Here is a 14,033-nt window from a genome sequence, read left to right on the forward strand (position 1 = left end):
GCGACCGATGCAGGATCAGATTCTCTAATGAAGATTTTCTTCAGATACCTGAAGCCAGGATGAGGCAAAAACCGGCGCCGCGACGGCCCCCTGCCCCACACCTGCCCCACACCTGCCGCGCGATCCCGGCGCACCCGCGCGGCAGGCTCCATCGCACGGACCGCGTCGCCTGAAGCGGCCGTGGCCGGGCGGGCCGGTTTCAGACTCAGACGCGGTGCTTCTTGAACCAGTCGCTGGCGAGTTTCTGCGCGTAGGTAGCGGCGGCCTTGTCGTAGCTGGGCCGGTAGTCGGCATTGAAGCCGTGGTCGACGTTCGGGAACACCACGATCTCCGAACCGCTGCCGCCCTTGTTGAGCAGGCCGCGCATCCTGGCGATGGTCTCCTGCTTGACGAAGGCGTCGATGCCCGAATACAGGCCCAGCACCGGCACCTGGATGTCGCCGCCGAAATCGATCGGGTCCTGCGGGCGCAGGTCCGGCGTCTTCAGGCCTTCGAGCAGGCCGTAGTACGCCACGGCCGCGTTCAGGCTGCCGTTGTGGCGGGCGTAGACCCAGGCGGTGCGGCCACCCCAGCAATATCCGACCAGGCCGACACGCTTCGCATCGGCGTGACCGCTGGCGCGGGCGTGGGCCAGCGTCGCGTCGAGGTCGGCGCAGACCTGCGCATCGGGCACCTTGGACACCACCTGGGACAGGATGGCGGGGATGTCGGTCATCGTCGACACGTCGCCCTGACGGGCGAACATCTCTGGCGCGATGGCGTAGTAACCCATCTTGGCGTAGCGGCGGCACATGTCCTTGATGTGCTCGTGCACGCCGAAGATCTCCTGCACCACGAGCATCACCGGAAACTTGCCAGGGCCGGCCGGCATCGCCCGGTAGGCCGGGATCTTGCCGTCGGCCACCTTGACGCTGACCTCCCCGGCGACCAGTCCCTTGGTGTCGGTGGTGATGGCCTGCGCCAGCACGGGGTTGGACGCGACGGCAAAGCCCGAGGCCAGCGACGTCATCACGAAGCCGCGGCGCGAGAAGCCGCTGTCGGTCCGGGCCGTCGTCGCGGCAGGCTGGTTGAAGTCGATCGGCTGGCGTCCGTAGTCCATCAGTTTCATGAATGTTCCTGGGGTGGTGGTGTAGCGGGTTGAAAGGCAGGTTGACAGTCGGCTTGGGAAGACGTGTCGTCCCAGCTGTCGCCCTGGCATCGACGACGGCGACGGCGATGGCGACGGCGTCGATGCGGGCGCAGCATAGGTCGCGACGGCCACCTTAACGAGTGGCAAGAAAGACAACATTGATATCATTCCCGCCATGCGACTGCACATCCTCGTCCTCGACGGCGTCTTCGACCTGGGCCTGGCGGCCCTCACCAGCACGCTGAGCACGGCCGGCCAGCTGGCGGGTTCGCTGGACCCGCAGCCGGCACCCATCGAGGTGAGCCTGGTCGGCGTCAGACGCCGCGTTCGGACCGCGCAGGGGCTGGTGGTCCCGGTGCTGCCGGTGCAGGGTCTGCCGCAACCCGACGTCGTGCTCGTGCCGGCACTCGGCGAGAACATGCCCGACACGCTCGCAGCCCGCCTGGCCGGTGCGGACGTGGCCGACGCCCTTTCGGCGTTGCGGCGCTGGTCCGGCGCTGGCGCCGTCATCGGCGCCGCCTGCACCGGCACCTTCCTCCTGGCGGAGAGCGCCTTGCTGGACGGTCAGCGCGCGACGACGTCCTGGTGGCTCGCGCCGATGTTCCGGCAGCGCTACCCGCAGGTCCTGCTGGACGACGCCCGCATGCTCGTGACCTCGGCCGGCTTCACCACGGCCGGTGCCGCCCTGGCCCACCTCGATCTGGCGCTGGGGATCGTGCGCAGCAGCAGCCCGACGCTGGCCGCGCAAGCCGCGCGCTACCTGCTGGTCGAGGCCCGCGGCTCGCAAGCGGCGTTCGTGATCCCGGACCACCTCGCCCACGCCGACCCGGTGGTCGAACGCTTCGAGGGCTGGGCCCGGCAGCGGCTCGCGCACGGCGCCTGCGGCTTCTCGCTGGCCGAGGCGGCCGTCGCGGCGGGCACCAGCGAACGCACCCTGGCGCGACGCCTGCAAGGCGTGCTGGGCAAGTCGCCGCTGTCGTATTTCCAGGACCTGCGGGTCGAGCGTGCGGTGCACCTGCTGCGCACCGGCACCGGGAGCATCGACCAGATCGCCGCACAGATCGGCTATTCGGACGGCGTGACCCTGCGCGCCCTGCTGCGACGCAAGCTCGGACGCGGCGTGCGGGAGCTGCGCGCGGGGGCGTGAGCGGTTCCGCGGCGCGCCGTCCGCTCAGGCCACCCGTGGCGGGGGCGCCAGGCTCACCCGCAGCGCTGTCGACCGAAGGCCGCGATCCCCGCCGACAGGACGGTTCGACCATCGGCGGCCAGCACGTCGCCGTGCGCGGCCAGGAACGCGAAGCGGCTGGCCGCGGCCGCTCACAGCACGTCGGGCGTCAGGGTCTCGATGGCCTGGTAGTGCGTCAGGAACACCTGCCCGCCGAGGTGTTTCAGGAAGTCGGTGCCCTGCAGGCGGTCCATCACCGGGCCCTTGACCTCCGACAGGTGCAGGCTCACGCCGGCATCGCGCAGGCGTTGCTCGATGGTCTCGAGGCTTTCGAGCGCGCTGGCATCGATGTCGTTGATCGCCGAGCACTGCAGCACGACGTGGCGCAGTTCGGGCTGCGCCGCCACGGCGGCATTGACGCGGTCTTCCAGCGTGCGCGCATTGGCGAAGTAGAGGCTCTCGTCCACACGCAGGCTGATCAGGCTGGCGTGGGTGCGCACGGCATGGCGGTGGACGTTGCGGAAGTGCTCGGTGCCCGCCACCAGGCCGACCTCGGCGATGTGGGGCCGGCTGGTGCGCAGCAGGTGCAGCGCGAGCGACACGCCCACGCCGACCACCAGGCCGTTCTCGACGCCCGCGCCGAGCGTGGCCAGCAGCGTGGCCGCCACGGCGGCGAAATCTGCCTTCGAGTACGACCAGGTGCGACGCAGGATGTCGAGGTCGACCAGCGACATCACCGCCACCACGATCGTCGCCGCCAGCGTGGCCTGCGGCAGGTAGTACAGGGCGGGGGTCAGCATCAGCGAGGCCAGCGTGATGCCGATCGCGGTGTACACGCCAGCCGCCGGCGTCTGGGCGCCCGCATCGAAGTTGACCACCGAGCGTGCGAAGCCACCGGTGACGGGGAAGCCACCGCTGAACGCGGCCGACAGGTTGGCGGCACCCAGCGCGACCAGTTCCTGGTCCGGCTCGATGCGCTGCCGGCGCTTGGCCGCCAGCGTCTGGCCGACCGACACCGACTCGACGAAACCCACCACGCTGATCAGCAGCGCCGGCATCGCCAGTTCGCGCCACAGCGCCAGATCCCAGATGGGCGCGGTCAGCGGCGGCAAGCCTTGCGGGATCGCGCCGACCAGCCGGACACCCTGGCCTTGCCAGTCGAGTGCCCAGGCCAGCAGCGTCGTCACCGCGATCGCCGCCACCGGGCCGGTCTTGGCGATGACGTCGGCGATGCGCGCGGACAGGCCCAGGCGCAGCAGCAGCGGCTTGAGGCCCTTGCGCACCCAGAAGAGGAAGGCGGTGGCGGCGACACCGATCACGAGCGTCAGCGTGTTCGTGTTCGGCAGCTGCTGGATCAAGGCCCCGAGCAGGTCGATCAGGTTGTGGCCCTCGGCCTTCACGCCCATCAGCGTCTTGATCTGGCTGGCCGTGATCAGCAGACCCGATGCGGAGATGAAGCCCGAGATCACCGGATGGCTGAGGAAGTTGGCCAGGAAGCCCAGGCGCATCAGCCCCATCGCCAGCAGCATCGCGCCGGACAGGAAGGCGAGCGTGATCGCGCTGGCCCAGTACGCCGGCGTGCCGGGCGCCGCGTGCTGGCCGAGTTGTCCGATCGCGGCCGCCGTCATCAGCGACACCACCGCCACCGGTCCGACCGCCAGCACCCGGCTGCTGCCCAGCACCGCGTACAGCAGCAGCGGTGCGACGCTGGCATAGAGGCCGACCTCGGCGGGCAGGCCCGCGAGCAGCGCGTAGGCCAGGCTCTGGGGGATCAGCATGACCGTGACGATCAGTGCGGCCACGAGGTCGCTGCCGAAGGTGGAACGGTCGTAGCGCCGACCCCAGTCGAGCAAGGGCACGGACGGCAGCCAGCGTTGCCAGCGCGACGCGGCGACCGGTGCCGTCGGTGTCGGCCCGGCAGCCATCAGCCCACCTGCTCCGGCTGGGCCAGCCACTCACGACCCTTGAGCATGCCCTCCCAGTAGAGCGGCGGCAGGATGCGTTCCTTGAGCCACCAGGCCAGCGTCGACGGCCGGGTGCCATCGATGAGCCACTTCGGGAAGCTGGGTGCCACCTTGCCGCCGTAGGTGAACTCGGCCAGCACGATCTTGCCGCGCTCGACCGTCAGCGGACAGGAGCCATAGCCGTCGTACTTCACCTCGCCCTGCAACGCGCCCCGCGTGGCCAGCACGTTGTGCGCCACGACCGGCGCCTGCTTGCGTGCGGCCGCAGCGGTCTTGGCATTGGGGGTGTTGCCGACATCGCCCAGGGCGAACACGTTCGGGAAGGTCTTGTGGCGCATCGTGCCGGGGTCGATGTCGACCCAGCCTGCGGCGTCGGCCAGCGGGCTGACGCGGATGAAGTCAGGCGCCTTCTGCGGCGGGACCGCATGCAGCATGTCGAACCCGCGCGTGACCCGCGCCTGCGTGCCGTCGGCGAGGTTCTTGCTGAACACGGCGGTCTTGCCCGGACCATCCACCGACACCAGCGTCTCGCCGAAGTTCAGGGCAATGCCGTATTCCTTGACGTAGGCCATCAGCGCGGGAACGTAGTCGGCCACGCCGAACAGCACCGCCCCTGCATTGCAGAACTCGATGTCGATGGCATCCAGCACGCCACTGCGGCGCCAGTGATCGGCCGACAGGTACATCGCCTTCTGCGGCGCACCGGCGCACTTGATCGGCATCGGCGGCTGGCTGAAGATCGCCTTGCCGCGCTTGAGCTGCTGGACCAGGTGCCAGGTGTAGGGCGCGAGGTCGTAGCGGTAGTTGCTGGTCACGCCGTGGCGGCCGAGCGTGTCGGCCAGGCCCTCGATGCCGTTCCAGTCGAGCTTGAGTCCGGGGCAGACCACCAGCTGGCTGTACTTGACGACACGGCAGCCGTCGAGGATCACCGCGTGGCGCTCCGGCTCGAATGCGGCGACGGCCGACTTGATCCACGTCACGCCACGCGGCAGCACCGAGGCCATCGTGCGGGCGGTCTGCCCCGGCTCGAAGACGCCGGCACCCACGAGCGTCCAGCCGGGCTGGTAGTAGTGGATGTCGGCCGGATCGATGATCGCCACGTCCAGGCCGGGGCTGCGCTGCAGCAGGCTGGCCGCCACCGCGATGCCGGCCGCCCCGCCACCGATGATGACGATCTCGTGCGTCGCGTCCGCCACCTCGACGGGCGTCTTGCCGCCGTTGACGATGCGCCGCACCACGCCCTTCAGGTCGAAGCCTGCCTTGGCGGATCGCTCGATGATCTGCGGCAGCGGCAGGCTCGCGGCCTGCGCCAGCGCCCACATCGTGGTCGAGCGCATGCCGGTGCGGCAGTAGGCCAGCACCGGCTTGGGCAGTTCGGCCATCAGCAGGCCAAACGCGCGGCCCTGCTCGTCCGAGACCTTGCCGGATTCGGCCGGCAGGTAGCGCGCCTGCAATCCGGCCTGGCTGGCAGCCTGTTCGATCTCGGCATAGCCGGGCTGGTCCGGGGCCTCGCCGTCCGGGCGGTTGCAGATCACCGAACGGTAGCCGGCGGCGGCGATGGCCGCGAGGTCGGCCCGGCCGATCTGGGCGACCACCGAGAGATCGGGGCTGAGGGTGCGGATGTCCATGGTCTTGTCTCGTCGTGTTGTAGGGGGGATCAGGCTGCGCAAGGCATCGCAGGCCGGGAAACGTTCGTGCTCAGACCGCGTTCAACGGGATCTTCAGGTAGCGCTGGCCATTGGCCTCGGGCTCGGGCAGCTCGCCCGCACGCATGTTGACCTGCACCGACGGCAGGATCAGCACAGGCATGTCCAGCGTCGCATCGCGTGCATGGCGCATCGCCACGAAGGCGTCTTCGCTGATGCCGTTGCGGACGTGGATGTTGTGCTCGCGCTCGTCGGCCACGGTGCTGACGAACTGCACCTCGCGGCCACCCGGCAGGTAGTCGTGGCACATGTAGAGGCGTGTGTGGGCCGGCAGGCTCAGCACCCGGTTGATCGAGCGGTACAGGGTGCGCGCGTCGCCACCGGGGAAGTCGCAGCGCGCGGTGCCGTAGTCGGGCATGAACAGCGTGTCGCCCACGAAGGCCGCGATGTTGGCCTGGGCGCCGGCACCGCTGCTGACCACGTAGGTCATGCAGGCGGGGGTGTGGCCGGGCGTGTGCATCGCCCGTGCGCTCAGGCTGCCGATCTGGAAGGCCTCGTCGTCGGCGAACAGGTGATCGAACTGGCGACCGTCGTGCGCGAAGCTGGCACCTGCGTTGAACAAGGTGCCGAACACCTTCTGCACCGCCGTGATCTGGCTGCCGATGCCGAGCCGGCCCCCGAGCTGCTGCTTCAGGTAGGCCGCGGCCGAGAGGTGATCGGCGTGAACGTGGGTCTCGAGAATCCACTGGACGGTCGCACCGAGTTCACGCACGCGAGCGATCAGGCGGTCGGCGCTGGTGTGCCGGGTCCGGCCGGACTTCGGGTCGTAGTCCAGCACGCTGTCGACCAGCGCGCACTGGCGCGTGGTCGTGTCGAGCACGATGTAGCTGACGGTCCAGGTGGCGGGGTCGAAGAAGCCTTCGACGTGCAGGGCGGAGGGGGTGGCATCGGACATGGGTTCGGGCTTTCGGTTCGGGCTTCTGGTTCGGGCTTTCGGTTCGGGTGCGCCGGGCCGGCCGCGTACGCGCAGGCTCGCACCTGACCTATCTCAAGACACGTGCCAGCTGGCGAGCAACGCGCGGCGACGCGCCAAGTGCCTGATTCAATGGGGAAAACGGCCAGGTCCGGTACAACGGCCATGAACCGCCCCACCGGATCACCGCCAACATTCACGCCAAGACACTGCCAGATTGGCAGCACACTGGCAGTTATTGGCAGTAGAGTGTGACGATGGACACCCCGCCCGCACGCCCCCCCGCACACACAGCCGCACACCCCCCCGCACGCCCCCCCGGAAGCCCCGCCGATCCCCGCGACGCGCCGCAGGTGCAGGCGCTGATCTCCTTCCTCGACCACGAGGCCCAGCCGATGATCGTGCTGGACCCGGCCTACAACATCCTCGCGGCCAACACCGCCTACCAGCGCCAGTTCGGCACGGCCGGCAGGCCCGACGTCGGCCAGAAGTGCTACCGCGTGTCGCACCACTACGAGCAGCCCTGCGATCTTGCCGGCGAGCATTGCCCGATGAAGAAGGCGCACGACATGAAGGCGCCGGACCGCGTGCTCCACATCCACCACACGCCACGCGGTCCGGAGCATGTCGACGTCGAGTTGCGCCCCATCCTCGATGTCGACCGCCAGGTCGTGGCCTACGTCGAGCGGCTGGTGACGGTGCGCAGCGCCTCCGCACGACCCAGCGCCGAGGGCCTGGTCGGGCGCTCGGCCGCCTTCAACGCGGCGCTGGAAGCGGTGCAGCGTGTCGGCGCATCGTCGCTGCCGGTGTTGCTGCTCGGCGAGTCCGGCACCGGCAAGGAACTGTTCGCGCGTGCGGTCCACGAGGCCAGCCCACGCGCGGGCGGGCCCTTCGTGGTCGTCGACTGCTCGGGGCTGACCGACACGCTGTTCGAGAGCGAACTGTTCGGCTACGAGCGTGGCGCGTTCACCGGCGCGACCATGCGCAAGAAGGGCCTGGTCGAGACGGCCGACGGCGGCACCTTGTTCCTTGACGAGATCGGCGACGTGCCCCTGCCGATGCAGGTCAAGCTGCTGCGGCTGATCGAGACGGGCACCTTCCGGCGCGTGGGCAGCGTCGAGACCCAGCAGGCGGACTTCCGGCTCGTCGCCGCCACGCACAAGCCCCTGGCGCAGATGGTGACGGACGGCGGCTTCCGCCAGGACCTGTACTACCGCATCAGCGCCTTCCCGATCACGTTGCCGCCGTTGCGCGAGCGGCGTGACGACATCCCCGTGCTGATCGACTCGATCCTGCGCCGAGGCACCGCCGCCGCGCGTGGCCAGCTGCGCCAGCCGATGTCGGTGGACGCAGCGGCGGTCGAACGGCTGCAGGCACACGACTGGCCGGGCAACATCCGCGAGCTGCGCAACGTGCTCGAACGCGCCCGGCTCTACGCCGATGACGGCATCGTGCGCGCCGATCACCTGCCGGACACGTTGGGCCGCGAACGGCGCCTGTCGGTTCATCCAGCGACGTCCCCGGCCCCCGCCGGCGGGCCAGCCATCGCCACCTCCGATCGGCCCGCTTCCACGCGCCTGGGCCGTGCCGAGCGCGAATCCGCCGAGTTGCGCGCGCTGCTGCAGACGTTCGGTGGCTCGCGACGTGAGCTTGCGGCGCATCTTGGAATGAGCGAACGCACGCTGTACCGAAGGCTCAAGGCGCTGGGGCTGGACTGACGCAGGGCAGCCCCACGTGCAGGTCGACCGTGCGCCACGTGCTCACGAGCGGTCCTGTGCCTCGATCGCCTGCAGCAAGGCGACACGGTCGACGCGGGCGCTGCGCGGGCCGGTGATCGACAACAGGCCTTCGCGACGCAACTGGCTGACGAATCGGCTGGCGGACTCGATCGCCATGTCGAGCATCGCCCCGATGTCCTCACGGCGTGGCAACCAGATCGGCTGACCGGGCTCGGTCAGTTCGGTGAGCCTGAGCAGCAGGCGCAGCACGCGCCGACGTGCCGGGCCGGTGGCGAGGTCGGCGACCCAGGCCTCGGACTGGTCGAGCGCGTCCTGCCAGCGCTGCATCAGCGCACGCGTCAGCGCCGCTTCGTCCTGACCGAGTTCATCGAGCAGGACGCGCGGAATGCGGCAGAGCTGCAGCGGCGTGCAGGCGATGGCATCGTCGGCGTGGGGACGCTGCAGCAGTGCCTCAAGCCCGATCAGGTCGCCCCGGCCTGCCAGCCGAACGATGCGCCGGTCACCGCGTGCCGTTGAGCGTTCAAAGCGAACCACCCCCGTCCGGATCGTGTACAGCGCCGATCCGTCGCCACCCCGCGCGTAGAGCGTCTCGTCCGGCGCCATGTCCAGGCCTTCGATGCGCGTATGGATGCGGTCAAGGCCGGCTTCATCCAGGGCGCCGAACAACGACTGGCTGCGCACCGCACAACGCGCACAGGCTTCGGCCTGGGGATGGCGCGTGCCCGCTCGATCGATGGGCATCACGGCCATGCGCGAGGCCAAGGCTAGGGTTCTCATGAAGAACACTATATCGCTACCGCCTTATATTCGCACCCTTGGATACCATGGTCTGGCCAACGAATGATGAAGATGCATCACCACCGTCACTGCCACCACCACCACCACCGCCGTGTCGTCCTCCTGCTGCTGGCCGGATTCACCGTGCTGTCCGTCCTGCCACAGGTCGCCCGCGCCGCTGCAGCGACTGGAACTGAAGCACCTCCTGCCACCCACACCGTACGGCTGCTGACCCCTGAGACCGCGCTGAGCGCCGCGCAAGCGGCGATGACCAGCTGTCGCAAGGCGGGCTACCAGGTCGCGGTCGCGGTCGTGGACCGCGGCGGTCAGCTGCAGGTGCTGCTGCGGGACCGCTACGCCGGCGCACACACCGTTGATGCTGCCGCACAGAAGGCGTGGACAGCCGCGAGCTTCCGCATCCCCAGCGCCGCGCTCGCGACCGAGACCCAGGCCGGCAAGCCGATGAGCGGCATCCGTGCCGTCCCGAAGGTGCTGGCCATCGGCGGCGGTCAGGTCATCGAAGGCGGCGGCAGTCTGCTGGGCGGGATCGGCGTCTCTGGCGCTCCGGGCGGTGAGGCCGACGACGCATGCGCGATCGCTGGCATCCAGGCCATCGCCGACGCCCTCGAGTTCTGATTTCGACTGCAGGTCGCACCCCACCCACACCCGCCCCTGCCGAATCGGCCCAGCCTCAACGGAGTGCCAAGATGACCAACAAGGATCACTGGGAACGTGTCTACACCCACAAGGCCGCCGAGGCGGTCAGCTGGTTCCAGCCGCACGCCGACACATCGCTGCGCCTGATCGGTGCCAGCGCCATGCCACGGTCGGGAGCGTTGATCGATGTCGGTGGCGGGGCCTCGACACTGGTCGACGACTTGCTGGAGGCGGGCTACCAGGACCTGAGCGTGCTGGACCTGTCCGCTTCGGCATTGGCGGCCGCGGGGAAGCGCCTGGGGGCGCGCGCATCGTTGGTGCGCTGGATCGAAGCCGACATCACCCAGGTCGAACTTCCACGGCAGGTGTACGACCTCTGGCATGACCGCGCGGTGTTCCATTTCCTGACCACCGAAACGGACCGGCAGGCGTACGTGCGGCAGGTGAGGCAGGCGGTCAAGCCTGGCGGACATGTGATCGTCGCGTCCTTCGCCGAAGACGGCCCGAGCCAGTGCAGTGGCCTGCCCGTGGTGCGCTACAGCCCGGATGCGCTGCACGCCGAGTTCGGTGCGCCGTTCACGCTGCTGAGCCACGAAGAAGATGTTCATCACACGCCATTCGGCACCGTGCAGAAGTTCGTCTATTGCTTCTGCCGGACGGCCCACGCATGACCTGGATGGCCGTGTCCATCGGGCAGGTGATCGACCCGCACGGCGACCGCAGGGCCGAGGCATGGCCCGATGTGGCGGAGCTGTCGGGGATGCTGTCGAGGCAGTCGGCGCCCGGCGACACGATCGCCTGCGCCAGCTGATGCGCTGCGAGATGGACCTACCAACGCGCTTGCGCTGGCCTGAACATATCATTGCATCCGAATAGACTGGCGTACCGATGTCCCGGACCATCAGGAGCACCGCATGGATGCAGGCCGCCGCACCCGCGATCGCGTCTTCACGACGGCCGCAGAGCGTTTCGGCAAGCTGGCCACGCAGGTCGCGATCGAGCTTGACCGCCGTCAAGCGATCGCCCGCGCAGATCGGCTGGTCCCGCTGTCAAATCGCTGACGACACCCTCATCTTCACCCCGGACTTGCCGAACCGCTGAATCATGACCATCGCCTGGAACACCTTCACCCCTTGGAGCTCGCTGGCCGGCGGCCTGCTGATCGGCCTGGCCTCGGCGCTGTTCCTGCTGGGCAACGGCCGCGTGGCCGGCATCGCCGGAATCGTCGCCAGCCCCTTGCGTGCGCTGATGGCCGGCCGTGCGATGGCCCCCGAGCGCACCCGCCTGCTGTTCATCGCGGGCCTGCTGGTCGCCCCGTGGGTCTGGCGCCTGGCCGCTCCGCTGCCGACGGTCACGCTCGACGTCGGCCCGTTCGGCCTGATCGCCGCGGGCCTGTTGGTCGGCCTGGGCGTGCGCATGGGCAACGGCTGCACCAGCGGCCATGGCGTGTGCGGGCTGAGCCGCTTTTCCCTGCGCTCGCTGGCCAACGTGCTGGCGTTCATGGGCGCGGGCTTCGTCACCGTCGCACTGATGCGTCACCTGGCGTGAACGCCCGACACGTGACAACCACTTGATCGACCCACCATGAGCGCCTTCTTCGCCCTCCTCAGCGGCCTGGTCTTCGGCCTTGGCCTGATCGCCGGCGGCATGACCGATCCCGCCAAGGTCAAGGGCTTCCTCGACCTGATCGGCCCCTGGGACCCCAGCCTCGCCTTCGTGATGGGCGGCGCGATCCTGATCGGCGTGTTCGCCTTTGCCGCAGCGCGCCATCGCCGCACCTCCTGGAGCGGCGATCTGTTCGAGATCCCGACCAACACCGTGATCGACCGCCGCCTGCTGCTGGGGGGCGTGCTGTTCGGCATCGGCTGGGGCATCGGCGGCTTCTGTCCCGGTCCGGCCCTGGTCGCGCTCGGCAGCGGACTGCGCGAGGCCGGCCTCTTCGTCGTGGCGATGCTGGCGGGCATGGCCCTGCACGACCGCTACCTCTCGGGCTGGCTGACCCGACCCTGAACCGGGACCTCTCCATGCTGATCTTCCGGCAACTGTTCGACGCCGCTTCGTCGACCTACACCTACCTGCTCGCCGACCCGGACAGCGGCGAGGCGCTGTTGATCGACCCGGTGTTCGAACACCTGCGCCGTGACACGGCCCTGCTGCGTGAACTGGGCCTGCGCCTGGTGGCCACGCTGGACACGCATGTCCATGCCGACCATGTCACCGGTGCCTGGTTGCTGCAGCAGCGGCTGGGCAGCCGGATCGCCGTGTCCGAGGCGAGCGGTGCGGCACACGCCGACCTGCTGCTGCGCGATGGCGATCGCGTGAGCTTCGGTCCTCGCCACGTCGAGGTGCGCGCCACGCCGGGTCACACGGCCGGCTGCCTGAGCTACGTGCTGGACGACCAGTCGATGGCCTTCACGGGCGACGCGCTGCTGATACGGGGCTGCGGTCGAACCGATTTCCAGCAAGGCAGCCCGGCCACGCTGTTCCGGTCGGTGCGGGAAAGGATCCTGTCGCTGCCGCCGACCTGCCTGCTCTACCCCGGCCACGACTACCGCGGCCTGACCGTCACCAGCGTGGCCGAGGAACGTCGCCACAACCCGCGCCTGGGCGGTGACGCGAACGTCGGCGACTTCACCGGCTACATGAACCACCTGGGCCTGCCGCACCCCAAGCTGATGGACATCGCCGTGCCGGCCAACCTGCAGTGCGGCCGCCCCGCCCACGGGGAAGGCATGCCCGCCGATCCGGACTGGGCACCGGTGACCTGCAGCTTCGGCGGCATCTGGGAGATCGCGCCACTGGCGCTGCAGGAACAGCTCGCCACCACGTCATCCGACCCGATCCAGCTCCTGGACGTGCGCGAGGCGGCGGAGTTCCACGATGCCCTCGGTCACATCGATGGCGCGCGGCTGCTGCCGCTGTCGGAACTCGCGACGCGCCTGGGCGAGCTCGAGAAGGACCGCCCGGTCGTCACCGTGTGCCGCTCTGGCACCCGTTCGGCCCAGGCCAGCGTGCTGCTGGCCAAGGCCGGCTTCCCCCAGGTGGCCAACCTCGGCGGTGGCCTGCTGCGCTGGCGCGCCGAAGGCCTGCCGGTGGTCGGTGGCGACACCTGAGAGCAGCCACTGGACCTGCCGCCCACGGTGGACAAGTTCCCGTGCTGGCGCCTCTTCAGAGGGTCGGGGCGACACGGTTCGATGTGAATGCCGGGGCGGCCGGATTGCAGCGTTCAAGCCTTACCTTTCTAGGACGGTCGGGCACCCAGGGCAAACTCCCGCTGACCGGCCTCACGCAGTCGTTGGCCGACGCGAAGATGCGTTGCATGAAGGCCGGCCGTCTGGCGCAGAGCAGCCGATCGGTTGGCCTGTGCCGCACCATGAGGCTCCATGAAAACAAGCTCTGAACCCCAGGGGCCAACGTCAGCTCCCGATCCCCGCGTGAACAAGAACCCGCTGAGCCCGAAGAAGCTCCTGCTGACGAAGTGGACGGCGGTGAACCCGCGGAATCGCGAGAAGCACTTCGTGGTCACGCGGGTCATCGAGCCCGTGCCGCCATCGATGCGTGTCGAGCAAGTCGAACTGGAAGCCGTGCACTCCAAGCAGGTGTATCTGCTGCACTGGCGCGAGCTGACCGACACGAGCCTCTGGCGTCAAGGCTGGGTATGACGTGACGACGCCCCGGGCGGCTGCTTTCTCGACCATTGGAGTGGCGCTCTCGACCCTGATCGGACATCCGCGGCCCGGAACTCGCCGCCACGAAGCGGCCGGTCGCAGAGGCACCGAAGCCCTCGAAGGTCGTTCCGTCGCTGTCGGCACACACAGCCAGGCGGAACACGGGACGATTGAGTCGCAGCGCGCGGCTTGAGACCCTCCAAGGTCAAGACCCGAGGGGCCGTAAGTACAAGCCATTCGCTGGAAACCCCGGCGGGCGCAGGAAGGCGTCGAGTGCGTGTTTCGCGAGGTCTGACGGCAAAGTGGGGCGGTTGT

General features: G+C 69.2%; 15 protein-coding genes. 10 read left to right on the forward strand and 5 right to left on the reverse strand.

The window, feature by feature from the left end; translation table 11 throughout:
- Window positions 1-205: 205 nt before the first annotated feature.
- Window positions 206-1,108 carry a dienelactone hydrolase family protein gene (locus tag Q8X39_RS07080; RefSeq protein ID WP_369538097.1) on the reverse strand — a complete coding sequence of 301 codons (903 nt, stop codon included), beginning with the start codon at window positions 1,106-1,108 and terminating at the stop codon, window positions 206-208.
- Window positions 1,109-1,304: 196 nt separating this feature from the next.
- Between Q8X39_RS07080 and Q8X39_RS07085 the strand changes: the two genes are divergently transcribed.
- A complete protein-coding gene (locus Q8X39_RS07085; RefSeq protein WP_305748955.1) occupies window positions 1,305-2,276 on the forward strand; it encodes a GlxA family transcriptional regulator in 972 nt (323 codons plus the stop codon).
- A 170-nt stretch (window positions 2,277-2,446) separates the two neighbouring features.
- On the opposite strand, the gene Q8X39_RS07090 is transcribed toward Q8X39_RS07085, so the two are convergent.
- The 3 genes from Q8X39_RS07090 to Q8X39_RS07100 form a co-directional block, all read right to left on the reverse strand.
- Complete coding sequence (locus Q8X39_RS07090; RefSeq protein WP_305748956.1) at window positions 2,447-4,219, reverse strand: SulP family inorganic anion transporter; 1,773 nt, start codon at window positions 4,217-4,219, stop codon at window positions 2,447-2,449.
- Entirely contained in the window at window positions 4,219-5,886 is a 1,668-nt protein-coding gene (locus Q8X39_RS07095) for a bifunctional protein tyrosine phosphatase family protein/NAD(P)/FAD-dependent oxidoreductase (protein WP_305748957.1), read from the reverse strand. Before Q8X39_RS07095 ends, Q8X39_RS07090 begins: the two co-directional genes overlap by 1 nt.
- A gap of 70 nt (window positions 5,887-5,956) precedes the next feature.
- Entirely contained in the window at window positions 5,957-6,859 is a 903-nt protein-coding gene (locus tag Q8X39_RS07100; RefSeq protein ID WP_305748958.1) for an MBL fold metallo-hydrolase, read from the reverse strand.
- 275 nt (window positions 6,860-7,134) lie between these two features.
- Here Q8X39_RS07100 and Q8X39_RS07105 point away from each other — a divergent pair, with 275 nt between their 5' ends.
- A complete protein-coding gene (locus Q8X39_RS07105) occupies window positions 7,135-8,595 on the forward strand; it encodes a sigma-54 interaction domain-containing protein (RefSeq protein WP_305748959.1) in 1,461 nt (486 codons plus the stop codon).
- Between the two features lie 42 nt (window positions 8,596-8,637).
- On the opposite strand, the gene Q8X39_RS07110 is transcribed toward Q8X39_RS07105, so the two are convergent.
- Window positions 8,638-9,366, reverse strand: a complete 729-nt coding sequence (locus Q8X39_RS07110; protein ID WP_305748960.1) for a Crp/Fnr family transcriptional regulator — start codon at window positions 9,364-9,366, stop codon at window positions 8,638-8,640.
- A gap of 93 nt (window positions 9,367-9,459) precedes the next feature.
- Here Q8X39_RS07110 and Q8X39_RS07115 point away from each other — a divergent pair, with 93 nt between their 5' ends.
- The 8 genes from Q8X39_RS07115 (at window position 9,460) to Q8X39_RS07150 (ending at window position 13,712) form a co-directional block, all read left to right on the forward strand.
- Entirely contained in the window at window positions 9,460-10,029 is a 570-nt protein-coding gene (locus tag Q8X39_RS07115; protein ID WP_305748961.1) for a GlcG/HbpS family heme-binding protein, read from the forward strand.
- A 71-nt stretch (window positions 10,030-10,100) separates the two neighbouring features.
- Complete coding sequence (locus Q8X39_RS07120; RefSeq protein WP_305748962.1) at window positions 10,101-10,721, forward strand: class I SAM-dependent methyltransferase; 621 nt, start codon at window positions 10,101-10,103, stop codon at window positions 10,719-10,721.
- Window positions 10,718-10,861: a hypothetical protein gene (locus tag Q8X39_RS07125; protein ID WP_305748963.1), complete on the forward strand. Its 144-nt coding sequence runs from the start codon at window positions 10,718-10,720 to the stop codon at window positions 10,859-10,861. The genes Q8X39_RS07120 and Q8X39_RS07125 overlap by 4 nt, the downstream gene beginning before the upstream one ends.
- 103 nt (window positions 10,862-10,964) lie before the next feature.
- Window positions 10,965-11,111, forward strand: coding sequence for a hypothetical protein (locus Q8X39_RS07130; protein WP_305748964.1), 147 nt, complete (start codon window positions 10,965-10,967; stop codon window positions 11,109-11,111).
- 43 nt (window positions 11,112-11,154) lie between these two features.
- Complete coding sequence (locus tag Q8X39_RS07135) at window positions 11,155-11,598, forward strand: YeeE/YedE family protein (RefSeq protein ID WP_305748965.1); 444 nt, start codon at window positions 11,155-11,157, stop codon at window positions 11,596-11,598.
- 36 nt (window positions 11,599-11,634) lie between these two features.
- Entirely contained in the window at window positions 11,635-12,060 is a 426-nt protein-coding gene (locus Q8X39_RS07140; RefSeq protein ID WP_305748966.1) for a DUF6691 family protein, read from the forward strand.
- Window positions 12,061-12,077: 17 nt separating this feature from the next.
- On the forward strand, window positions 12,078-13,163 hold the full coding sequence (locus Q8X39_RS07145) for an MBL fold metallo-hydrolase (protein ID WP_305749287.1): 1,086 nt from the start codon (window positions 12,078-12,080) through the stop codon (window positions 13,161-13,163).
- A gap of 321 nt (window positions 13,164-13,484) precedes the next feature.
- Window positions 13,485-13,712 carry a TIGR02450 family Trp-rich protein gene (locus tag Q8X39_RS07150; RefSeq protein WP_305748967.1) on the forward strand — a complete coding sequence of 76 codons (228 nt, stop codon included), beginning with the start codon at window positions 13,485-13,487 and terminating at the stop codon, window positions 13,710-13,712.
- Window positions 13,713-14,033: the final 321 nt, after the last annotated feature.

The organism is Leptothrix discophora (assembly GCF_030705305.1).
GTDB lineage: Bacteria > Pseudomonadota > Gammaproteobacteria > Burkholderiales > Burkholderiaceae_C > Sphaerotilus > Sphaerotilus discophorus.